This is a genomic window from Flavobacterium sp. HJSW_4 (genome assembly GCF_042436695.1).
In the GTDB taxonomy this organism is placed as follows: domain Bacteria; phylum Bacteroidota; class Bacteroidia; order Flavobacteriales; family Flavobacteriaceae; genus Flavobacterium.
Genome location: NZ_JBHNPP010000022.1, coordinates 1 through 25,277 on the forward strand (window position 1 = coordinate 1; position 25,277 = coordinate 25,277).

At 33.0% G+C, this 25,277-nt stretch carries 17 protein-coding genes; 3 read left to right on the forward strand and 14 right to left on the reverse strand.

The features are described 5' to 3' along the window. From ACE01P_RS18130 to ACE01P_RS18140, 3 genes are all read left to right on the forward strand, one after another. A partial coding sequence (locus tag ACE01P_RS18130) for a hypothetical protein (protein ID WP_379700326.1) occupies positions 1-394 on the forward strand: 394 nt, incomplete at its 5' end. 18 nt (positions 395-412) lie between these two features. After that, positions 413-3,700 (forward strand): WGR domain-containing protein, encoded by a 3,288-nt coding sequence (locus ACE01P_RS18135; RefSeq protein WP_379700328.1) that lies wholly within the window; start codon positions 413-415, stop codon positions 3,698-3,700. Between the two features lie 3 nt (positions 3,701-3,703). Continuing rightward, positions 3,704-5,350, forward strand: coding sequence for an SWIM zinc finger family protein (locus ACE01P_RS18140; RefSeq protein ID WP_379700330.1), 1,647 nt, complete (start codon positions 3,704-3,706; stop codon positions 5,348-5,350). 85 nt (positions 5,351-5,435) lie between these two features. On the opposite strand, the gene ACE01P_RS18145 is transcribed toward ACE01P_RS18140, so the two are convergent. The 14 genes from ACE01P_RS18145 to ACE01P_RS18210 all read right to left on the reverse strand — a co-directional run bounded on the left by ACE01P_RS18145 (position 5,436) and on the right by ACE01P_RS18210 (position 25,276). Beyond that, positions 5,436-6,314, reverse strand: a complete 879-nt coding sequence (locus ACE01P_RS18145; protein ID WP_379700331.1) for a hypothetical protein — start codon at positions 6,312-6,314, stop codon at positions 5,436-5,438. Positions 6,315-6,348: 34 nt separating this feature from the next. Next, on the reverse strand, positions 6,349-7,677 hold the full coding sequence (locus ACE01P_RS18150) for an SWIM zinc finger family protein (RefSeq protein ID WP_379700333.1): 1,329 nt from the start codon (positions 7,675-7,677) through the stop codon (positions 6,349-6,351). Between the two features lie 5 nt (positions 7,678-7,682). Continuing rightward, positions 7,683-10,787, reverse strand: coding sequence for a DUF6493 family protein (locus ACE01P_RS18155; protein WP_379700335.1), 3,105 nt, complete (start codon positions 10,785-10,787; stop codon positions 7,683-7,685). Between the two features lie 144 nt (positions 10,788-10,931). Further along, positions 10,932-15,998, reverse strand: coding sequence for a DUF4132 domain-containing protein (locus tag ACE01P_RS18160; protein ID WP_379700337.1), 5,067 nt, complete (start codon positions 15,996-15,998; stop codon positions 10,932-10,934). Between the two features lie 136 nt (positions 15,999-16,134). Beyond that, complete coding sequence (locus tag ACE01P_RS18165) at positions 16,135-16,569, reverse strand: hypothetical protein (RefSeq protein ID WP_379700339.1); 435 nt, start codon at positions 16,567-16,569, stop codon at positions 16,135-16,137. Positions 16,570-16,726: 157 nt separating this feature from the next. Then, positions 16,727-17,005, reverse strand: coding sequence for a hypothetical protein (locus tag ACE01P_RS18170; protein WP_379700340.1), 279 nt, complete (start codon positions 17,003-17,005; stop codon positions 16,727-16,729). Positions 17,006-17,276: 271 nt separating this feature from the next. Continuing rightward, positions 17,277-18,335, reverse strand: a complete 1,059-nt coding sequence (locus ACE01P_RS18175) for a DNA polymerase beta superfamily protein (RefSeq protein ID WP_379700342.1) — start codon at positions 18,333-18,335, stop codon at positions 17,277-17,279. After that, on the reverse strand, positions 18,332-20,329 hold the full coding sequence (locus ACE01P_RS18180) for an AAA family ATPase (RefSeq protein ID WP_379700344.1): 1,998 nt from the start codon (positions 20,327-20,329) through the stop codon (positions 18,332-18,334). Before ACE01P_RS18180 ends, ACE01P_RS18175 begins: the two co-directional genes overlap by 4 nt. Before the next feature lie 7 nt (positions 20,330-20,336). Beyond that, positions 20,337-21,083, reverse strand: a complete 747-nt coding sequence (locus tag ACE01P_RS18185; protein WP_379700346.1) for a DNA polymerase beta superfamily protein — start codon at positions 21,081-21,083, stop codon at positions 20,337-20,339. A 103-nt stretch (positions 21,084-21,186) separates the two neighbouring features. Further along, positions 21,187-21,870: a hypothetical protein gene (locus ACE01P_RS18190; RefSeq protein ID WP_379700347.1), complete on the reverse strand. Its 684-nt coding sequence runs from the start codon at positions 21,868-21,870 to the stop codon at positions 21,187-21,189. A 2-nt stretch (positions 21,871-21,872) separates the two neighbouring features. Next, complete coding sequence (locus ACE01P_RS18195; RefSeq protein ID WP_379700349.1) at positions 21,873-22,589, reverse strand: DUF434 domain-containing protein; 717 nt, start codon at positions 22,587-22,589, stop codon at positions 21,873-21,875. A 38-nt stretch (positions 22,590-22,627) separates the two neighbouring features. Then, positions 22,628-23,185 (reverse strand): hypothetical protein, encoded by a 558-nt coding sequence (locus ACE01P_RS18200; protein ID WP_379700350.1) that lies wholly within the window; start codon positions 23,183-23,185, stop codon positions 22,628-22,630. A 12-nt stretch (positions 23,186-23,197) separates the two neighbouring features. Further along, positions 23,198-23,995, reverse strand: a complete 798-nt coding sequence (locus ACE01P_RS18205) for a TatD family hydrolase (protein ID WP_379700352.1) — start codon at positions 23,993-23,995, stop codon at positions 23,198-23,200. Positions 23,996-24,403: 408 nt separating this feature from the next. Further along, positions 24,404-25,276: an AAA family ATPase gene (locus ACE01P_RS18210; protein WP_379700353.1), complete on the reverse strand. Its 873-nt coding sequence runs from the start codon at positions 25,274-25,276 to the stop codon at positions 24,404-24,406. Position 25,277: the final 1 nt, after the last annotated feature.

Genomic DNA, 25,277 nt, shown 5'->3' on the forward strand with positions numbered 1-25,277 from the left:
TGAAAAAATTCATGTGATGCGAAAAGGAATGCAGCAAAAAGTAACCGGAATCGTTGTAAACGAAAAACTTAATGTTGATCGAAATCAGTTACGAAAATTTCGCGCCCTTCTTCATAATATCGAAAAAAATGGCTGGAAAGACCAGAAATGGGGAAAAGCTATTCATGTAATTAATGCCATAGAAGGTTATATCAATTATATCAATATGGTAAATCCTGAAAAAGGAGCTGCATTTAAACAAAACTTGAAAAACATTATAAAGCTTCACGGCTTACCGTACATAGAAAAAATAAGTATTCCAAAAGAAGAAACTCCTATAGTTATTCCTGTTGTAGAGGAAAAAGAAGAAGTAACAATAGAGCAAAAGCCAGAAAACTGGTGGAATATTTTTTAATTAAGAGCCTTTTGATTTATGAAATTAATTAAACAGATTAAACTTTTCTATAAAGAAGGAAATTCAGATAAAGTATACGAAATAGACTTATGCGCTATTGACGACACCAATTTTGTGGTAAATTTTAGATACGGAAGAAGAGGCGCTGCATTAAAAGACGGCACAAAAACTCCCGAATACGTATCTGAAGAAAAAGCACAGGTTATTTTTGATAAGCTCGAAAATGAAAAAAAATCTAAAGGTTATGCTTCAGAAATAGAAACACTTATAGATCTTCCTTCATTAGAAAGTGTAGAACCAAATAGCGTAAATGGCGTTATTCTACAGCGTCTTCAAGATGCTGTAACGGGCAAAAACACTTTTAAAACCAATTGGAAAACGAGTCGTGTTATTTGGAAAGCTGGTTTATTGAACATTCAAGAAGCTATTCCTTATATAATTAAATTGGCTTCAAAAGGAGATGATTTCCAAACTTACGCTGCTATTTGGGCTTTAACAAAACTAAAAGCAGAAGCTGGTAAAGAGGTTTTTAAATCCAATGCTTTTCAAGGAAAACAAAAAGAATATATCCGAAATCTTTCACATGAAGGACTTTTAGAAATCTTAAAAGAGTCTGAATTACAACAGCATATTACTGTAATTCTAGAAACTATTCCGCAGGAAGCAAGATATTATATTGATAAAAAAGATTTTGATTCGCTAGTTAATTTCCTCAAAGAAGAATTAGAGAATAATGCGATTACCTATCTGACTGCTTTGTATTTAGTGGCAAAATTTGATGCGAAACTGTACGAAATCGTAGTGTTTTTATTAGAAGCTGTTCCTTTCAAACCTCCGTATTTTAAACATGTCAGAGCTATTTATAAACTAGCGCATTTAAGAAATGATGCTGAAGTCGTTGCTGTTCTTTCCTATCGTTTTGAACTTGAAAATCCAAAGTTTAACAGTAATGCTTCTTTACGAAAAGAACTTAAAAAAGAAGACACCAAAATTGCATTTTCAAACTTTACAAAATTTTATTTTCAAAAGAATAGCCTTAATTTCTTAAAAGGGCTGAATGAGGAAAAAGATGCAAAGAAATACTTGAAATTTGCTGTCTCTATCTTATCAAGATATACAGAATCTGACTATGGCAACAAATTCAAATCTCTTTTAAGCGGGTATGGACAATATAATTATACGGATAAAAGATATTATTATACGGAAATAGAATATGCAGAAGGTACTAATCTAGTTTTACTGACGACTATTTTATTTGGGAATGATAAAAAACGAATTTTAAATTCAAAAATGAGATTCATTTATGGTCAGGAAGTTTTCTCAACTAAAAATTATTACTACTCACCAAATGATCCGACGAGAATTGATCAGAAGCCAAGTCAGGAAATAAAAACAAATGATATTCCTAAGAGCGAAAATTCTGGTTCTGTTTTAGATACTGCTAAAAAAGTATTTTCTACATTTTTTGGAAAAAAAGAAGAAGAAAAAAAGCCAGAAACTATTATTGTTAAGGAAGAAGAAAATAGTGTTGAAAGCAAAGTCTCAAACCGTCTAGAATTATTTCCAGAACATTGGGATGCTTTTCCAGAAGCTTACATTCAGTTAATTATGGAAACGCAGATGAATATCATTCATCAATTTGCTTATAATAATTTAAAAGTAAGAAACGATTTTAATACTTTAATTGAGCGTTTTGACGAGACTAATATTCTATATCTCTTAAATAGTGATTTTGCGATACCAAATAATTTAGGATTCGAAACCATACTTCTAAAAAATGATGCGCTTGCCTCTCAAATTGGTTTTGTTGCTGAAGTATTAAACTCTAAAACGGAGTCGGCAAGGAATTGGGCAAAAAAACAGATTGAAGCTAACATTCCTTTGTTTTTTAATGACAACGATTATGTTGTAAAACTTATTTTTAATGAAATTCCAGATTTAAAAAACTGGATTGCTTCTGCTTTAGGAAATTTTACGTTTACCGAAGACAAAGTCAAAGTTATAACCGGAAAAGTTATTGTCGAATTGCTTACGCTTGAAGAATCTCCAGAAAATAACGATCTGGCTGCAATTGCTATCGAAAAACTTAAAATAATCGCTACACCTCAACTGGAACAATTAAGCTGGGATATTGTAGCAAGTTTAGTTTCTTCTGATTTGAAGACAAATAATCTTCTGGCAAGTACGATTTTAATTTTGAAATCTAAAAAAGTAGATTCGAAAGAAATTCCGTTTTCATTGATTACACTTTTTCTAGAAGATGAAAATCTTGAAATTAGAAAAAATGGAGTTCAATTATTCCAAAATTACCAGCCAGATTATTTACTGGCAAATAATGAATTACTGCTAAGTCTATTCCATAATCCGTTTCAAGATGTTCTTTCGGCTGCTTTGGATTGCATCAACAAATTAGGAAAATCTGATGCTGACTTTTTCAATATTGCGCTTCCAAGTGCGGTTTATGCAATGATTAGAAAAGAAAAATTTGAAGGCGCTCATTCGTTCTTTAAAAAATTCATTCTTGAAGAAACACCGAATCATTGGAACACGGCTTTAAAACCGCGTGATGTTATTAAATTAATTTACGCTAATTACAGAGAAAGCCAATTAACAGGTTATGAAATATTGAAAAAATATTCTCGTACTTCTGAATTTACAATACCGCAGATTATCGCCTTAGCCAATCACGAGATTTTGGCGATAAGACAATGGGCTTGGAATTATTTTATGGCCAATAAAGAAAGAATGCGCGCCGAAAGAAACAATGTTTTGGCCATTTTAGATACCACTTGGGATGACACAAGAGCTTTTGCTTTTAATTTCTTTAAAACCGAATTTGATGAGAGTGATTGGGATTTAGATTGTCTAATCAGTATTACAGATTCTGTGCTTCCGGCTGTAGAACAGTTTGGAAAAGAAATGATTACCCGATACTTTAACCCAAACGACGGTGTTACGTATTTAACCAAATTAAGTCAGCACCCGAGCGTAAACATTCAGCTTTTTGTGACCAATTACCTCAACACGTATGCTGTTGATAATGTGCCTAAATTAAGAGAACTTGATTTTTATTTCCGTTCTGTTTTAACTAGAGTGCATAAAGCTAGAATTGCCAAACAACGTGTGTTTCAATTTTTGCAAAGCGAAGGCAGAAAAAATGAAGAAGCAGCCATCTTTGTAACTGAAATTTTGGACGAAATTTCGGCAACGGTTGCCATTCAAGACAAAGCGAACTGCATTGAAATCCTTACCGATTTAAAAACGCTTTATCCAAATTTGAATACCCATTTAATCCTTAAAAACTAAGTTATGTTATTTGATTATAAATACAGTGGCAGCACGATTGTAAATAACACTTCCAATAGTACGGGCATGAGTTTTTCGCCAGATACATTGCGAGAACCGACTTTTTTTGTTGGAAAACTAAATCAGAAAATCGCTTTTAGAGAAGCTATTTCTGCATTGCACGATGTGGTGATTTCAGATTTACGTTTTTTTCCAAAGGACAAAGAACAATACAAATTATGGGCCGCCGAGCAGGAGAAAATCTGGCTGAGCGAATATATGGCCGATTTCCAAATCGAAAATGTGCGTGCGCGTATTCAGGAATTGAAAGAACAATTGAGCGCCGTTCATAAAGAAAAAGCGACGGTTATGGGACCTTTCAATAAAGCCAAGTCTGCTTATTTTGATTATTTATATAAAAATGACAAAGATGCTTGGTTTGTTCTCGATCCTGTAATTACGGTGCATCCAGACGAAGTATTCTTTGAATGTTTCAGTAAAGATGAATCCTCTTATGGAAAGTTGAGTTGCAACTATAATATATTTACTGAAATCAGTGATTTTAAATGTGGTACAACCAATATTGATTACTCTGAAGGATTGTACAACGAATTTCAAAAAATAAGAAATTACAAAGAAACTGAGTTCAAAATCGATCCTTCTGGTTTTGAGGCTAAAACTACAAACGAAGAAGTTTATAAAGAAGTAAAAATCGATTTGCCCGATTCTTGGGTTAGAGGATTTTTGCAGGTAAGTTCGGCAATGACGCTTCCGGCTACAGTGCTCGATTTGCATCCTATGGATATCTTTAGTTTGTGCCAATATTTACGCCGTTTTAAAGAAAAGAAAGGACCAAGAGCTTTACGATTTGTACTCGAACCAGACAAACCTATAAAAGCGGTTTTCGAACCTTCTTATGACGAATTAACTTTTCATCGTTCTCTTTTTCAAGGAAATGAAGCCAAAACAATTCGTATTTGGGGAAGACGCCGTTTATTGATATTGGAAAGACTAATTCCAGTAGCCAGAAACTTTAAAGTCGTATTATTAGGATCTGGTTTGCCTTCATTTTTTATTGCCGATCTTGGTGATATGTCTTATACGCTCGGACTTTCGGGCTGGACAAAAAATGATTGGAGCACCGCTGGAAACTTTGATTTAATGGCGCCAAGAACCAATGTCGATTTATTTACGCAGGAAAAAGTTTTTAATGCCTTAAAAGAAAATTGGTTTGATACCTCTGATAATTTGGCTAAAAAACTAAATCTCGATCCGTCGACAGTTTCGGCATCTTTGACAGCATATACGCAAGCGGGACGCGTGATTTACGATTTAAATTTAGGTCTGTATCGCGTAAGAGAATTGACTCAAGAACCACTGAATATGAAAACCTTACGTTTTGCAAGTCCACAAGAAGAGGTTGCAAACGCATACATTACGCAAAACCGCGTAAAAATTGATACTGCTGTAAAAGCCGATCAATTACAGATAAAAGGAAGAGTTACTGATAAAGAGTACATTTATTCAACTTTGGCAGTTTTAGACAAAGACAACCGACTAATTGAAGGCAAATGCGAGTGCTCTTTCTACAAATCGAATCAATTGCGAAAAGGTCCTTGCGAACATATTCTAGCTACAAGAATGGCATTAAACGAAAAAGTGCCAGTATAGATTTTAAAATTTACTAATAGAAAAACTGCCCCAAAAACTTAATCAAGTATTTGGGGCAGTTTTTTAGATAACGTTATTTTCGTAATCAAAAATCCTTGTAAGTATATTCCATTTTATAAGGAAAATATATGCTTGTATCTGTGGTAAGTATTTTTCTTCCTTGTTGGTCATACTTATAACTAATTACTTGCTTTTTACCCTTTCCAATTTCTCTTATTTCTTCAGGCGATACAACATAACTGCTACTTTCTACTTTTTTTATTCCTTCAAACGTAAAAATACTATTATAAAGGTAAGCTATGACTTCATTTTTATTATTATAGCTGTAAGTGTAAGAGTAAGTCAATACAGTATTCATATTCACATCAAAAACTGTACTTACCGTCTTTTTGAGGTTTTTATTTTCATAATAATATTTTATATTATTATTTTCTTTACCATCTGATTTTACTTTCATTTCTTTCAATTGATGTAAATTGTCGTAGTAAAAATTATAAGAGCTAACATGATCTTTACCAAAGCGCTCCAATACCTGTAAAGTAAGTGAATCTGGTCTTTTAAACAATATCGTATCATAGGATTTCAATTTAAAATCGATTCTTTCATTCATATGATCAATTTGTTTTATTGTTCCATTTTCAAGATATTCTATTTTATACGTATCAATATCATCATTTATTTTTGTTTTATAAGAAATAAGGCGCTGTTGCTTATCATATTCAAAAGTATAATTTCTGCCTTTCCATGAGCCTTCTGTATACTCTGCATAAACTTCTTTCGTATTTTTCAATGTTTTATAATCTGGAAAAATGATTTCTTCAGAAAATACTTTTTTTAAGATAATATCATTGGCATCATTTATAGGATCATTGGTTTTCTGCGTCTGCAAAAAACAACTTGAAAACACTAGACAAAGAAAAATGCTGTAAATAGCTTTTCTAAAATTAGCTAAAGAATTATTCATAGAATCATTTTTATAGAAGAATCGAACCATAATACTAAGAGATTGTCATTTTTACCGCTAAAATATGCTTACAGATTCCTCTTTTTCCTTGATAAGCTGTAAACCAATCACAAGTACATTTCTGTGAATTATTATCAATTATTACTTTATGAACCACGCCCGAACCTTTTACTTTAGCTTCAATATAATTGGCTCTGCGTTCTGTGATTTCTACTTCTTCATTATCGATTAACTTTTTGGCATTTTTAAGTCTTGGATTTAAAGAAAGAATTCTTTCCGTTTTAAACGGAAGACGTCTGTAAAAATGTGCTTTTTCGCTTAAATCATAACCTAATAATCCCATTGAAGATAAATTAGAAGTCAAGTTGTCCATGGTTCCAAAGTCGATATCATTTTCTATCGAAAGCATTGTTGGATCAAACATTTCATTTGACTTTAATAAACTATTCAAACCGTAAACCCATTCCATTGGAAGGTTTTCAGTCATGGTTTCCAACACGTTTCCTTCTCCTGAAAATCCGCGGTATGAATCTGGAGAAAACGCCATTAATAATTGCATTTTTCCAAATTCGCATACAATCGAACACGTTTGTTTGTCTGATGATTCATAAACGAAGATTTTATCTACTATAGAAAGAATTCCTTCTAACAGTCGTAATCTTTGTACACCTCCTATTCGCACACTGTCTGCTGTAGCCAAAGTCGAAAACATAAATTTTCCAGCTCTTTTGGTAATAAAGAAATCACCTTTTACGCTTCCTTTTGGCAAACTTTGAAATAGCTGAATGGTTTGGATTTTATTCAATTCGAATTTCAAATCCATATCGGCCAAATACAATTGAACGCTGGTTAGACCTTTTATCCAACGCATTGGCAACGTCACTTTTTTCTCTACTACTTTTGCTTTGCTAGTTATAACCTGAACATCTTGCTGTCCAACAGCTAAAGTTACTTTTTCATTTTTCTGAATGGCGTTCAAAGCATTCAGCATTGGATCGTTGAAATCTACATTGGTTGTTCCGTTGGCAATAAATTCTCCGTCTACTGCTTCTGGCTTCATATCTAATCTAACGTAAACTCCGTTACAAGAAGAAAATCCCTCAAAACGCAATCTTTCTGAACCCGCAGAAACAATCGGGTCTCGAAGACTTGGCGGAATAGGTCCAAAACTCGAACGAACTACTTTGGCAATCGTACTCCAACATTTTGCTGTAACATAAGGATCAGTCAAACTTCCCCAGAAAAAACACGGAATATTATTTACTTCCTCGATTTCAGTTTGATGCGCCAAAACAAGATTATTAATTCCTTTTGTTTTGCTGTAAGTCGAAATTCCTTTATAGTTATATTCTAAATCTGTCATTTTCTTTATTTTAAAATTTGCTTAATCAATGATTTAAGCGAAGCATTATCTTTCCATTTTTCGAAAAAGGCAATCGCTTTTTCTGATGGTTTCTGATTCGTTTTAATTAAAACATCGACATAGTTTTCTACCATTTTCTTAAAATTCGTTGGCAGTTTTTCTTGTACATCCAAATTAGCAAAGAAAGTATTAAAAAACAGAAGCAATGCACTGTTATGCAAAGGCGAAATATCTTTTAAAGCGATAATTCCGTCTGTTAATCTAGAAAAAGCACCATATTTTCCTGTTGCTGTAAAGGCTGCTTTTTCAGCAAATTTTTCAATATCTATAACTTGTTTTTCGATCAAATTAATTAACGTTTCTGACGCCAATAAACGCAGTTCTTTCTTTTCTTGGAAGAAACAAAGCGCGAATAAAAACAAAACATTTTCAGAAAATCTAAATTCTGGTCTGTTCATTACATCGATAAATCCTCTTAACTCAGGTTTCGAACCATCTGGAAGCATACAGTTGTTCAGCAAAGTCATCGCCAAAGCATCTGAGTTTTGCGGCGTTAAACTGTGCCAATAAAACGTATTTCCAGCGTAATTTAGATTATAATCCCAGCTGTTTGATCTCTTGTAAATATCAAGACTATAAAGCAGATAATTTGGCGTTTTAATGTATTGAGGCAATTCTAAACGAAGTTCGTACCACGATGGAGATCTTTCTCTTACTCCAGTTTGATAATGTTTCCATTCGTTCCATTTTTCTTTGAATGAAAACTCAGTTTGGAAAGGAGAAACCACAAACGGAACTTCTTTCAAATACGTATTTTCAAATTCTGCAAATGTATTGTCTGGATAAAAAGTTCTTGCTGCTACCACCCATAAAGATAAATTTCCGGTTTCTTTAGTCGTTTTGCCCATTGTAGCCAAAAGTTTTGAAACTAATGACGTAGAATCGATCGTCAGTTTGTCTTCTGCTCCTAAAGCAAATGACATTAAGGATTTCAATTCGCCTTCTATCTGAGTCAATAACGGAATTGCTTCTTCGGCATTTTCTCTTGGCATTCTGGCAATTGCAATGGCTAAATCTAGAGAATCTATTTCTTCATTTGCTTTTTGATACGCAATTATTCTTTCTAACAAAACTTTTGGAGCCACCCAATATGGTTTATGGGTTGGAAAAGAAAGCATTGGCAATTTCGAATTGGATTCGATTTTCTCCTGTACTTTTTCCAACAAAGGTTTGATTAAAGTCAGCGTGTTTATTTTTAGATAATGGCCATTTCTCGCATCAAATTTATTGTTGATGTTGGCAATTTTCTGAGACAAAAATAATTTCATGTAGTTCTTATGAACACTTTCAAAATAATGTTTGTTCAGCTGTTTTTCGTACGGCTGTAATTGTTTACTGTAATCATCTGGAAATAAATCTCTTTGCTGAATATAAGTATTCATTAAGATTTCGGTATCGAGAACTTCTTCTGAAGCAATGAAATTTCCAAACTGAAACAAAATCTCGTTCCAATCTTGCGGCAACTGCACTTCTTCTGTCAATAACAATTCTTTTTTAGTTTCGAATTGATATTCTTCAAAACCAGCATCATCTACAGCTAATGAATCTTCATCCATAAACTGAGCCAAACCCGATTTGATATTTCCTTGCATTAAAGTCGCATACGAAGACAGTTTTTCTTTCAACACTTTATCCTTCGCAGAACCTATTTTCAATACTAATTTGCTTGCGCGCTCTTGTAAAGTCAAATCGGCAATTACAAAAATATCGGCTATAATTGCAGCAATCTGATTGTTTAATTTCGGATTGGCTTTGCTTATTTTCTCTAAAACTGGCAATACACTTTTGATTCCCGCTTTGCAGTCGCTTCGCATCATCATCGGCTCCAGCCATTCTAAAAATGATTTGGTTTTAAATTTTGGGTGCGTATATATTTTCTTAACCAATTCGACTCCGTAACTTGTAATTGGCGGATACGCATTGTGTAAAAGCGAAAATATATTTTCCTGATATACAATCAGCTCGTCTTCTGTGGCATTGAATTCTTCGATTCTTTTTCTAAAAAACGATTTGATATTATTGTTCCATTCTTTGGTCTGAATCTGAATCGCATTTTCAAAAAAGAAAGCACGATCCATTTTTTTCTCATCCAACAATGACTTGTAAATAATCGCCCAAGTACTAAACTCATCGTGGCTTTGCTTATCATTATCCCTAAAAGAAATATTGTGAAGCCCTGTTTCATAATTGAATACCTCAGGAATATCTCGTTGATAGGTTATTTTATCTTCTAAAACTTTTGCAATAAAAACTCTGGATTTCATTTTAGCATGCCACTCGTTGGTATTGGCCAAACACAAAGCAAACAGTTCTGGGTTGAATTGCATCAAACCTAGTTCTTCAAACTGACGCAAAGTATAGTAATTAAAGCTTCGCCAATCTTCTCTTCTTACTTTTTCTAGAATAAAAGTTTCCAGCCAGTTTGGTTTTGCCCATTGAAGCGTTTCTAAAACATAAGGTTTAGTATTCGTTTCATCTAATAATTGAAGCGCTTCATCCCATGAATTGATATCAGCTTTATCAAATAATGCGATGGCACTTAATGTGATAATTTCTTTTTGCTGAAAATCACCTCTTGTTCCCCAGGAAGATCCCCAGTTATTACCGGTTTTATTCTTTTTAAGAAATTCTGGCTCTTTTGATAAATCGATGTATTGAGTCCAATATCTTTTATTTTTCTTGATCTGTTTTTTTAAAGCTTCAATATTGCCTTTTGAATTTTCTTTTAAAAATGGCAGTAAAAGTTTAATATCTTTTCCTTTTATAATATCGTCGTATTCCTGTAAAACAGCTGCAGCGCTTGCACCTTTAGCCGTTTTTGGTTTTGCAGTTACAGTAACTTCTCCGCTTTCAGAATATCCTTTTTTCAGTTTTTCGCTCACTAGTTTTTCGGCCATTTTCATGCATTCTTCATCGGTACTGAAACTTTTGGTTTGCGAAGTTCCTGATGTTCCATTTTTGCCGTAAGTAACTGTAAATTCAAATCCTGTTACATTGATTTCCCAGAATTTATCTGAATTTCCATCGATATATTTTAAAGTTTTTTTCATTCTTTTCTTTTTGTGGGACAGGTTTAAAACGCGTAAAATTTAGACGCAGATTTTTCGGATTCGCTTTCGCGAAAGCGCAAATTTTAACGGTTTAAAAAAAAACATTGCCCACGGTTTCAACCGTGGGAAACGTAATATTTGGTTTTATGCATACGTCTTATCAATCTGGCTCAAAATCGTTGGATCTTGAATTTCATCGTCTTTAGCAAACAATAAAACTTTAGACATTACCTCAGCCGATTTCGGATCTTCATCTGCAAATGGAAGGAACAAACGTCCTCTGTGCTGCGAATGAATTGGCAGAACCGATAAATATTTACCAGGAAGCTGATGCACAACCGCACTTCCTAAATGCACGCTGTAATCGGCTAGTTTTCCTTTTATGATCGCATGATTTTCTTTGATTTCAACATTTTTCACTTTAAACAATCTCAATGTTTCTCTCAATAAAACACCTCTCATTTCGATAGAAGAATGACTTGCTTCTGGATCTACGCCACCAACATGGGCAACGCTTACCACCAAATCAATATCGCGCATTACTTCTGAGAAAATCCTCGGATTGATATCTTCAAAAGAAATGTTTTTATAATCTTTTAAAGAATGGAATTCGATCGTTTCTAAAGTCGGACTTTCAACGTCTGCTGGCGAAAACCAATCGGCCATCGCATACATTTTTACCTGATAGCCTTCTTTATGGAAAACTTTCTGCAATCCTTCTTCGTAATCAACTTTCCAACCTCTTGTTTTCAATAAAGCCAAAGTTTGGTTCGGCTGCACTTGATGTCCTGCGTAACGTCTTGAAATAGATTTCTCTTTCAATTCGTCTGGCGTTGGAACATACAATTCTCTGAAAACTTGTTTGAATGGCTGTTGCAGTTTGTTGTCAAAACAATATTTCTGGTAATCAACCCAAACATTATTTTTATGCAAATCAAAACAGTGCGCAATTCTAAAAGTTTGTTTTTCGTTTAACGAAATCATTTCTCCTAAACCAGTCACCAAACTTCCATCGACATAAAAACCAATTTTATCGTCATTCGAAATAAAAACTAATTTCTCCAGATGTTTCGAAATAATTGGATGTTCAAAAAGGTTTTGCATTTCTGCGAATAAAAACTCGTCGCCACGAATCATACTTTCTTCTAAACCTTTTCTCGAACGCGTCCATTGTTCGCGCATGGTTTTTCTGTAGTTTGTTAATTCCAGAATGCCTTTGTCTTTTTTGTATTTTGGCGGAATCGATTTTAATTCTTTTCCTGCTTTATACGTAACCAAATCAGCTTTTCCTTCATTATTGATGACCAAATTAATCGTAACATCGTCTAAAACCACTTCGGTTTCTTTTGATAAAATATTCTGAACTTGCTTTGTTTCCATTGCCCAAGTCAAACGAACTGGATCTGGATAACCTGCATTTCTTGCTAAATTTTCTAACGCAACACGAATCGCCAAAGCTTCGCTCGCCTGTTTCATCGAACCGAATTCTTTACTTTCCTTTTTAAACTGTTGCAAATATTCGTAACGCGCCAAAATATCTTTTTCTGGACTTGCTTTACTCAACGGAACCAAGCCGTAAACTCTTAAGTAGTCTTGGTCACGTTTGTCTTTTACTTTCGCAGTAACTTCTCTAATTTTCAAATCTCCTGTAATCGTATCAGCGTACAATCTCGCACGTCTGTGACCGTTTCCGTCTGTTACGTATTTCGAAGATTCGTATAAAAGTTCCCATTTTGCTCTTCCTAATTTTTTGTAAGCCGATGTAAACCAATCTTTATCGACAGCTCCATCTTTAAAATCTTGTAAATCTAAAGTTGAAAATCTCGCTGCTTCACTTTCTAATTCTGAATTTGCAGCATTGTAAGATGCTGTTTTAGTATGCGCATGAAACCACCAGATTCCTTCATCCAATCCATTCCAATCCAAATAACTGCTGATGAACTTTTGCCATTGCGGCGCGTAAATCGCAGTCTGAATCAATCTTTCTTCAGAGATTTTGGCTTTTTTAATTAAAGCATTAAAACTTTCTTGCGTATCTGTCGCTAACGGATAACATCTTTTCAATAAGAAACTAAATAATTTCTGTTTCGTTAAATCAGTGTAACTCCAAGAATAAATATAACCTTTGTATAAACTTGCTTTTCCAAGTGCCGTAATCAATTCGACTAAGCGGTTGGCACCAAAAATCTTCTGGAAACTTTGTACCAAATGTGTTACCGTCGTATTAGAATCTCCTCGTTTCACCTCAACATCCAAAAACGTTTCTCTGATTTTATCAATCATCGGAACTAGGAACGGAAACTTTTTAATTAAATCTTCGCTTCCGAAATGTCTATAATGTTTGGTTTCGCTTGTTAAAACAGAAATTCTTTCGCTTTCTAAAATACCTTCGTACAATTCGCCTTCGGTAATTAATTTTTGCTCAAACGCAATGCAAAACAAGTGAATTGGCGGTTTAGAAAAAGATCTATTTTTATCCAATCCGTTCAATTGTCTCCATCTGTACAAATGCCAAACCTTAGCATTTTGTTCATCTGTTAAATTAAGCATCTCGATTTTATTCAAATAAATATCAAAGAAACCTTGATTCTGCCAGCCGTTTCCGTTATTATTATTGTAATAGTACTCATTTTTACCTGGCACATATTCAAACTCTTTTACAGAATCTGGAAGATCTGCGTACAAAGTGCTGCAAGCGTCAATTAAGAAATCTGTTTTCTCTTCAAAAGCATATTTTATCTTTAACGCATTTAGAATATTCAAGATCGGATTATCCCAATCGTAACCTCTTTTGTTTGGGTGAGGCAATAATTCTTTAAAGTAAAAAACATGCTTTTCTAGAAAATCTCTCCAGATTTTTCGATCGCAATTGTTTATCATTGTGATCAAAAACAAATCTCTATTGGCAAGACCAGATTTTGTAAACCATTCTTCCCAAACTTCATACAACGGATAATTGGTAGCCGCCAATTCTGAATTCTTTTCGTCTTTCAGATTTTTTAATTCTCTAAAAGAATTCCCCAATAAAACAGTCGATCTGCTGTTATCGTAGTTTTCAATTTCGTATTCGTAATTTCTATTTTCTTCAAACAATTTATAAAGCTTCGCAATTTCGTCTTTAATATGCGTTATCGATTTTGAGAAACCGTATTGCTGTTCTTTTATCGATTTTGCATACAGAGAATCTGCTTTTGGTTTTGGAAGTTCGTAAGCCGAAATTTCGTTTGGCGTAAAAAATCCGTAACCGTTTTCTGCGCTTAAAAGATCTTGCTTTTTTGAAGGTTCTAACTGCTCAATAAACTTGGTTTCTTTCTCGGTAATTTTTGGTCTTTTCAGATAATCTTGAACCCAATCATTAACTTTATCTGTCAGTTTATTATTTTTTTGAAGCTGCAACATAACATCCAACATAGACATACGTTGTTCTAAATCGCCTTTTTCTACAGTCTGATCAACGAAATTGATTACTTTTTGATCTTCTTGCTTGATCAAAATTGCCGTTAGATTTTTCTTTAAATTAGAATTTTTACGTTTAAATAATTCCTGAAAAATCGCCAATTCGTCTTCCGTTAAACTCAAATCTTTTAAAACATTAACCGCCGAAGCCACAAGAGATTCTCCCCTATCTTTTAAAATACGTAAGGCAAAATTTCTCTGAAATTCAGTCGGCTCTGTTTTGGTTTGATTGTTTTGATTGCTATAGTATGAATAACTGTAAAAACCTCCTAATAAATTTCTCGTCAGTTTCTCTCTTAAATTGATCGAAAAACCTTCAAAATGCTGTAAAACCGCTTCTAATCTTTCGTTGTTATCGCCAACCAAATTAATCGCTGCGGCATAAAGCGTATCTCTTTCAAACTTCGCATTCAGCCATGAAAATACTTTTCCTTCAAAAGATTTTTCTTTCTCGGTAATGCTTTGCGCCAGATTGTAAACTTTATCAAAGAAGTTCGGGTAATCTGCATTTTCAATATAAAACTTCGATTTTGTATTGGCTTCCAACAAAGAATTCATTCTCGGAACTGCGAATGCTAAAACTTGTAGATTTTCATCTTCTAATGCCTTAAAATAAAGTGGCATTTCGATATAAGGATCGTGAGTTTCTCCAGCAAATTTTAATGCCAAAGATTTCTTTTCAGCCGAACCTTTTTCTAATAATTCATGCAGATACGGAACTGCTTTCTCCACATCTAAAACACCTTGAACCCAAAGTGCCATATAAACTTCGTTGTTGTTTTTGCTTTTAATGCCAGTCGGAATCGTTTCTGGTTTGGTAAAATAACCCGAAGCCAACTCGATGATATTACGAACAACCGTTTCTTTTTCAGAATCCCAACCCAAACCTGTCCACGTATCAATCGCTCTGACAACTGATGAAAAACGAGTTAGTTTATTGTCGATCAAAACTTTAATCATGTATTGCAAAGCTCCGATACTTGTTTCGTCTAAAGCTTCTAAAATAGTCTGGCGCAAACCTTCCTGACGCTGAGCTGCAAGAAGCAGTTTTTCTACCAACTCCCAGTTTTGTTGTTTTTCGCTGTTTAAAAGTGCTTTGATGATATTTCTAGACACTTTTCCGTGAGCATCTTTATTGAAAATAATATCTTCAAATAATTGATAAAGTCCTTCTTTGCCAGAATCTAAAGCGGCAGACCAAACCATGAATTTATTAATGGTATTTGAAATCTCGCTATCGTAACGAATTTCGTCTTCGATACTTAAATTATAATATAAAGTACTGCTGTTTTGATAATGGTATTTATAAGGTCCGTTTAACAAAGAACGCAGAAAATTAATCTGATTTACAAGCAAATAACTTTTATGATTGGGTGCTCTAAATGCTCTTCGCGTATAACCATTCTGATACATTTTTTGAGGCAATCTGCTCCAAGCTTCTTTTACGTACACAGCATTTTCTTCGCCAAAAAAGAAAAGCAAAAGCGCGTAATACTCTTTATCTTCCCACATATTCTCTTTGACCAAAGTTGCAAACTTTTCTGCCGCTTCAGAACCTAGAGTAATATAAGTGCTATAATAATTGTCTTGAAGTTTTAAGAGTTCTAGACCAAACTCCGCCACTTCTTTTTTTAGTTTTGTTCCAGAAAATAATTTCGTAACCAGATTGCTGTTTACAATTTCTTCCAGTTCTTTTTTAAATCTCTTAATTGGATTTTCAATTACTTTACTTTTTAAAAGATCTTCTATCGTCATGATTGTGAAATTATGAGTTATGAATTATAATTTATGAGTTCTGTGTTGCTGAAATAAGCACATATCCACAGTACCTCAACTAATTTTTAATTGATTTTTGAAATTGATATTATTTATCATTGACATTTGATATTGACTACCAATAACTTCCCGCTAAGAAAGTCAGCCTGATAAAAGTGAGGTTTTTATTTTGAGATAAATCAATTTGTTCGGTTAGCGTTTCTAGCTGATCGTCTCCATAGAAAACCGCGTACATTCCGTCTTCGAAAGCTTGAATGGCATTTTCCTGCGCTTTGGCCAAATCTACTTGATTGTGATTGTAAAGCGCGCCGAAACCCACTTTTCCGGTATCGGTAAGAATGGGCAAATAATTTTCTTTTGGAAGATGGATTTTGTCTTCGTCTTCAAACTCAAATGAAGCAGAACGGAACAATTGTACCTGATGATCAACAATCGATTCTATGAGTTTTTGTGTGGTAATGACAGGATTTTCTATCGCCAAAGCGATATTCTTCTCCTGAAGAAGCGGATGTTTTTTTCCTAATTGTTTAACTGAGATGCTTATATTCATCTTTACTGGCTTTTATTTTGAAGCTGTAAAATAAGAATTTTACAGCAAGTTTTCCTTAAAAGAACATCTTTTAAGTGTTAAAAAATTTCGCGAATTAAAAGTACAATTTGATTGCAAAAAAATACCCCACCAATTGGTATTGGCAGGGTTTGGGTTTTTATTGGTTTATTTTTAAACTGGCGCAAGCCTTATGAATTTGATTGTCTGAAAACGGAGCTAAAGTTTCTGCCAGATTTCTGCTTGTTCGTAAACAGCTTAGCATTTTTTGCCTTAACAAAATATCATCGCCAAATTCTGTATGCATGAGGAGCTCGAAGATTTCCTGCAAATACATTGGCTGTTCTTTGTAATCTCCATCAAACATTTCGTCTGAAAGGAAATTAATCACGGATGGCACTACATCACGATGTGTTGGTTTTTGATTTTCTTTTGTCATTTTTCTGAAAATATTAAACGCACGAAACCCTCATCTTCGGTTGTGACAAAACATTCTATCGAATGAGATTAGGGCTATCACTAGCTCCAGCAACGTGAATGAGGGCTTCGCTTATGTTAACTTATAAAGTTTCAAAGTTCTCTGTTACCGATAAATGTTTTGTCGATAACAAAGATATATTTTTTATTTCAAAAAGAAAGAAAAAACCTACTTTTTAATTTTTCGAAATATAATTCTAAATCAAAAGGAAAAACAAAGATAGAAATTATTATTAGCGGTATAATTCTTCTCTAATTTCAATCAAAGTTTGAATTGCTTTCTGTTCATCTGGTTTTTCAGGAAGAATTGTTCTTTGATAATGATTTTCTATTGAAGCAATTAAATTATCTGCCATTTCGAGTAAGTCATCATATTCTCTGTTTCCTGCTTTTATGTCTAATAACTCCTCCCGATTTGAAACTCTAATATTTAACTTTCCCGTTGAAAGAATTTGTTCAGCCGTTTGCAAAAGTCTGATAGTATGCATCATATTTTTACTATCGTAATTTTTTCCATGCTTTTGGTTGGTATTATAACGATCTTCATTTCGCTTTTCAATCCAATCCCAATATTCTGTATATTCTTTACAATATTTTGAATAACCATCTTGATTGCAAGATAAATAACCGATTAGTTTTTCGTTTTTTGGAATCGATGAGAGTGAAACTTCATTTGAGTTTTCCTTTTTAATAATTCCTTTATAACCCAATGTTTTTTCTTGATCATAAAACATTGCAAACATTCCTTTTGAATTTGGCAAATCAACCAAACCAATATGTTCTTGCTTCAAATTATTTTCGTCTAAAAATTCTGAAACCGAAACTGTTTTATAATCTTTCAAAACGTAACAAAAATCCAGAAGACTTTTCTTTTCCTTTGGCAACGGATTTACGATTTTCTTATTTAAACCTCTCGCCTTTTTAATTTGCGTTACAGCATAACCCGCAAAAGAATCTTTACAGAGTTTCGACAAGAAATCTTCAATTTTTAACTGCTCCATCAACGGATGTTTGTACAAAATACAATCTTCTGGCGAAGCCAAAATCTCCAAAATATTTGGATTGTTTTTGAGCAATAGTTCTACAAAACGACCAATTTCATAATACACCTCATCATTGGTTTCATTACTAACTTGTGGAATATAATCTAACCCAAAGAATTTTTCTTTTGGTAAGTAATACACACCTTTTATATCAGTATCAGAAGTTGGTGTATTTAAACCAAAAGACCTGCTTCCCGAAATAACTTCGAAAAGAATTAGTTTTTGGGATTTTAGGTTTTGGATGGTCATGTTTTTTTGGTGATGAAATCGTAAATTTCAATTGTTAAGTTTTTAATTTCTTTATTTTTAGAAAAAACGATCCAAGGAAAATCTGCTTCTAATACTTTTTCACTTAATCCTCTTTTATCTATAATAGTACCATAAGTACCATTTTTTTTAGTTTCATAAAATGATTTATTAAGAATATAAACATTTCCTTTCTTGCTAATTTCTTCTCTCAAATTATATAAAAAATTACCTATATATTTTTTTTTAAATTTATTAGCATCAATTTTCGCTAGTGCTAATTCTATTTTATTTTGAATTTCAATTTCGTATTGATTTACTAATTTTTCATTACAGAAATTAATCAAAACCTTTTTCCAAATGTCATTGGTAAGCAGATTTTCAATTTCTCTAACATCCCAAATAATTTTAGGTCTAAAATTATCCGATTCGGCATTTTTTAAAGCTTCTAATCTTTCAAACTTTTGTTTATTTTTCGTTCTTGTTACTGCATCTGAATCTGCTAGTAAAAATATCTTGTTACTAAGGGATAGAGCTTTAATATCATTAATAACGAATTCTTTTTTTTCATTTTCTATTTCGTCTTCGAAAATATAATGATCAATATTAGAACCTGCATATTCAAAAAATGCAAAATCTATATCCTCTTTGGGATATGATTTTCCAATTGAATCACAGTATGATTTTAAAAATGCTTTTATATAATTCCTATCTGATATTCCTTCAACCCAAATACTACAATTTGCCATGAAAACAGATGAATTATTCACACCCAATTCCTTAAGCAATTTGTTATCTCCTCTATTTACATTTTTAATTATAAATTGTGTCTCACCGATATCTGATTTTTTTTGAGAAAATGAATAAATAGAAACATCTTCTTTTTCAATTGTCAAATCTAAAAAATGATTAGAATGTGTTGTTATAATATAAGTTAGATTTTTCTTTTTTAAATCCTTGTTATTTGTAATTTGCTCTAAAAATAACCTTTGCATTCCTGGATGAAGATTTAATTCAGGTTCATCAATATACATAAATGAATTATCTTCAGCCATAAAAATCTTATACATTAAAATTATTAATGCTTGAATTCCATCTCCCAAATCACAAAGATCCCTCGATTTTATTTCACCTTCAATATCAATACTTATTATTTCATTATCATTTTTTCCATCAAGATTATATTCTTTCTTAAATTCTGCAACAATATCTATTTTTTTTCCATCAAAGAAATTCTCTCCAACAAAGTCTTGAAATTTTTCAAATTTATTTCTTGTTTCTCTTTTAGAATTTCTTGCATTTAGAATTTCTCTATATAAATGTAAACCAGTAAATATTTCAACATCATTACTTATTTTATAATTCTTTAAATAAGTATGTAAATAAACGTCATCTTCAATCTTAGAATATTTATTTAAATCTGGCTCAAAATTAAATATGGAATGAGCGGATCTTAAAGTAGGAATATAATAACTTTTAAAATTTTTATATTCTTTATGAAAATTTCCATCGATTTCATTAAAATTGCATAAATAATCATTTTCTACACCAAGATGTTTTAGATTTTGAAGATTTGAAATGTTCCCATTTACAACTGTCACAAAATTGTCTAATGAAGTCATTTCTAAATTTTTTAATTTGTTAGCAAGCAGAGTTTTTACATTTCTCTTATAAGACTCTGATTCTGCATAATACGTATTAACTGCTCTTTGCTGATTCCTTGATATTCTATTGTAAATTTTTACATTCGTTTCCTCTACCTCCATATTATAAACAGGAACAAATTCTCTAATTTTCAAAAGATCATCAACAGCATTAAAATTTTTAAAAGTCATTAAATTCCTAATGAATCTACTTTTACCACTATTATTTGCTCCAACTATTATATTAATTGTACTAAACTTTGGAAGGAAGGACATAAATTTTTCTTCTTCACCTAAAAAATAATCTCTATTTTTTTTTGTATCTTCTATAATTAAATCAAAAGAACCTTTCATATTTTTTTTATTTTATTATCTCCCTAAAAAACAAATCTAACTCCTCACTCAACTTCTTCCCACCTAATAAATTACTTGCGTTTTCATGGTTAAATTTTACTGTTTCCAATAAAAAATCAGTTATCAAATTTTCTTTTGGATGCAGATATTTTTCGTCGTGAGTAGCTTTTATTTCTTGCAATTCCAGTATTTTTTCCTGTATATTTTTTGGTGCAATTGGCAATAAATCAGCAAAAGCTACAGGTGGAAAAGTTCTGTTTTCTATAATCCATTTTCCAGCTAATGCAGTACGCAAAGCATAGAAATAACTTTTTAGTTTCACTTCTTCCATTTCGCAGACTTCCATAAAATTCTTCGTTGTCCCCAAATAGTGGTGTAAAACCGCTATAGGCGAAAAACATTCTTTAGCTATCTCACGCATTTGTTTTACAAAATCTTCATTTTCATAATATACAATTGGCGAATACAACCATTCTATCAAAGATGCACTTGATTTTGCTAATAATCTTACGGATTTTCGTAAATCCCAACCAGAACCATCAAAATCTTCTTCGGTCATGAATTCTATTACATCTGGTTTTTCCCAAAGAGACAAATAATAATCAAGTTTGTGTTTGTATATAAAACGAATATCATAGTCGCTATCAGGAGAAGCAAATCCCCATGCACGACTTCCTGATTCAGCAGCAAAAAGTATTTCTATATCTTTTTGTTTCTCTATTTCTTTTAATTTTTCAAGTATTTTTTCTTTCATGATTGCACCAAATATATTTAATCAAGAAGCCTTCAAACCAAGTACAAACCACTGATTTAAAAGCTAACATTTTTTTGCCATAAAGGCATTAATTATTTAAAAATTACTCTTCCAGAAAATCTTCTAAAAACCCAATGAACTTTTTTCCATCTGCAGACCATCTTAATCCTTGGCCATTTTGCACTCTTATTTCGTACACCAAACCATGTTTATAATGATAGAAAATATTCCACCATGTTTTGTAACTTATAATGTAATAAATCAGTTCTTCAACTTTCTCTTTTTTCTGGATTGTATTTCCTTTTATTTCTCCAAAAATACTGTCCTTTTTTCTACCAACATGTTTTTCCCAAGCTCTTGCTGCAATTGAAATTTCTTTATTGAAAGGTTCAAAACAGCTTTCTAAAAGAATTTCTTTCGCTGGTGGAATTCCGTTTTCATCACGCTGGCTAGCCGAAGTTAAACGTTGTCCTAAAATAAGCAATACGTTTTCAAATGGCGTTTCTTGAAATGTCTGAATTAAACTTTGACGAAAGTGGTTTGAATCGTTTCCTAAATCTTCTAAAACAGCTTTAAAATAAAAAACAGCATCTTGCAACGAAACTACAATTTCATCTTTAAAATAAGGAAGTCTCGAAATTTCTGCTTTCTGATTATGAAATAAAATCAAGTTTTCTGAAAAAAGCCTTAGATTTTCATCTGTCAAAAACAAAGCATATTTTTCTTTCCATTCTTTATCAAGATCTGGAATTACCGATTTAATTTCGTTAAAGAGATTGTGTTTCATTTTTATTCAAGGCAAATTACAGTTTCTTTTACACTCATTTGCGACAGTATGTATTTCATTAAATTGAAATTAGCATAAGCGTTATCCAAAATCCAAGCGTCTGAAGTTACCGCTATGTAATTACTTTCGGCAATTGCTTTATCGGGGTTGTTTACTAATTGTACTTCCCAATTGAAATTATTCTCGAAGGCAATTTCTTCTATCATTTGCTTTAATTTTCCGCTGTTTGAAACGGGTTTGTCAAATAACCAAAGTGCCTTTTTAATTTTTTCGTTTCTAAAAAAATCCCCTATCAATTCAATGGCCTCAGAAGTCTGTTTTACTTTTTTATAAGTTCCATACACACTCGACAAATCACGGATAAAACCGTCTTGTCCTTTAAAAACATAAGCGTTTGACAAAATACTTTCAAGTAAAATGAGAACATTAAATCTGTCAAAACAAATCTCTTTTCCTTCCAGATCCTGACTTTCAATTTCTTTTGATTTTCGATTATCAATCTGTTCTTGAGAAGCGCTCATTCCGCGAACCGCCTGCTGCTGACGCGCATTTAAACGATAACGGTTTCCAACTAAAACTAATGTCGATTTTTCGCCATAACCTCGGCTTAAAAAATAATGCATATCGGTTACGGCTTCTTTTAGTTTGAACTGCATTTTCTCAGTTCCAAACAAAGCGTCGTCGCTTGCTTCTTTTCCTCGGTTTTTGGGATTTGTCATTGATAAAACTTTTCTATTTCAATTGAGTCTTAAATATTTTAATTTATAGGATTATTTTTTAACCACCATTTAGCTTTTTCAATAACTTTTTGTTCAATATTGCTAATATTAACTCCTCTATACCAATAGTCAGAATCATATTTCATATCAAGCCAAATTTCACTAAGAACTCCAAAATTAAGTTCCGTTTCTGGATGTGATTTTCTACCATCTCCATCACAGAATGGAATAGCATAATATAAATTTGTCTTCACATCTTCTCCCTTTACAACTTTAGCAAGATGATATCGTGCATAACATATTTCCGCTTCATCTCCTTCCTTTTCTTTTAAATTCAATTCTAAAAAAGTACGCTTTAAATAAGGCATAATTTCATCAGGATTAATAGGCTTATAAAAAGCAGCTAAGGTATAAAGAGCTTCATTCTCACATCCTAAATTGATTAATTGTATTGCCCAATCTTCAATTGAATCAAAATCAATAAAGTCAATAAAATCAAATCCTTGCATAAATTTAATTGACAATATATAATCCGTGAGTATTTTAAAATCTTCATTTCCTTGTTCCATTACTGCTTTTTCTGTAAATCTATACAAACTTTTAGAATTTTAAATCCCAAAAAAAACTTTAGCATTCCTCGTCGTTTCCTCTGCAACTTTATCCAAAGCAATACCTTTAAACTGTGCGATTGTTCCCGCTACATACGGCAGAAAAGACGGCTCGCATCGTCGTTCGTGGTATTTCTTCAAAAGGCTGTTCGGGACGTTTTTAGGAAGCATAAAAGGCGCATCGGTTTCAATCATCATTCGGTCGAGCGGTACGTACTGAATGACTTCTTTTAAATGACCGAAACGTTTGGCATCTGAAATCGCTCCCGTAAAACCCAGATAAAATCCGTTATCGAGATAGGTTTTAGCTTCTTGCAGCGTTCCTGTAAAACAATGCACAACGCCTTTCGGCAGTTTCGGCAGATAGTCTTTTGTGATATTCATAAAAGAACTAAAAGCGGCTCTCTCATGCAAAAACAAAGGTTTCTGAACTTCAATCGCCAATTCTAACTGCGCTCTATAACATTCTTCCTGTTTGTTTCGGGGCGAAAAATCACGATCAAAATCGAGTCCGCATTCGCCAACAGAAACTACGTGTTTCTGCTGTAATAAATTCTTCAGTTTCGAAATGCTCTGCGCATCAAAACTCTTCGCATCATGCGGGTGAATTCCTGCCGTTGCATACAACACGCCTGGGTATTGTCGCGCAATTTTAGCCGATTCATCGCTATTTCGTACGCTCGTACCTGTGAGTATCATTTGTGATACGTCTGCGTCTACTGCGTCTTGTACAACATCGTCTATGTCGTTTTGGAATTGTTTGTTGGTCAAATTAATTCCGATATCTATATATGTCATTTTTTTTAAGTTACAAAGGCTCAAAGGTTCAGAGGGACAAAGGTTTCTTCTCTTTGAGCCTTATTGTTATTTTTTATTTTTTTTGCCGCTAGGGCTTTATTTTGTTCTCGCAAAGTTTTTTATTTCACGCAGATTCGGCAGATTCTAGCAGATTTAATTAGATTTTTTTTTAACTAATCTGTGACGATCTGCTTAAATCTTTTTAATCCCGATAGCTATCGGGAGCGTGAAACAAAGTTTGCGCAAAGTTTGTCATTTCGACGGAGGAGAAATCTCCGTGAGAAACTCTACAAAGAATTGGACATGCGTTGCGGAGCTACTTGCGGAGATTTCTCCTAACGTCGAAATGACATAAGATGAGAAAAAACCTTTGCCCCTTTGAACCTCTGCCCCTTTGAACCTCAAAAACTAAAAATCTCCGTAATACACTTGGAAGCAAGGCAGTTTCAGATCATTTCTCCAAGTATCTACCACTTGGTTTCTATCGTCTAACACAAATTCTACGAAATATTTATCTTTTATAAATTCGTTATAGATTTCGGTTTTGATGATGGAATCTTTTCGGCTGTCTTTAGTTTTACGCATGATCAGATCGTCATACTCGATTTCATGTTTTTGAAGGAAACGCAATGTTGGTTCTTTGTATCGGTCTTCTCTACCAGAAACCAACAAAATTTCATATCCTAGTTTCTTGTAATTTCTCAACACATTTGCCACTGGATTATTGATTTCGTCTTCATCGCATTTGCTTGCATCAAACGGATTTCTTCCGTTCATCAAAGCCAATGTTCCGTCAAGATCGCAGATAATTGCTTTTGGCAAATCTGAATTTTGAGTACAATATTCAGGAGAATCTTTAAAAAACTGACGGTGCATTTTTCTGATTACTTTTTCTCCCACTGGCTTTTCTCTCAAGGCATCTCTTTCTATACAAACAGCCAAATCTGTATTGACTTCGATCACTTCAACCTCAACTTTTTCGTTAAATTTTACATTGTATTCTTGAACCAATTGCGAAACACGTCTAAGGTTCGTTTCAGACAAATTGGTATCATCAATTACAATACTTTTTCCTTCTTCAAGAGATTTTACAATTAATAAATCACGCACTTTTTTAACGAATTTCTCATTGCTTTGAGTCGTAATTCCGTTATCAAACATGGCACGCAGGTCGTCTCTGTTGATTCTTTTGTAAGTTTCCGGATTTTCTGCAATTATCTTTTTTGCTAAAGTAGATTTTCCGCTTCCCGGCAATCCTTTCATTAAAATTACTTTTCTCATT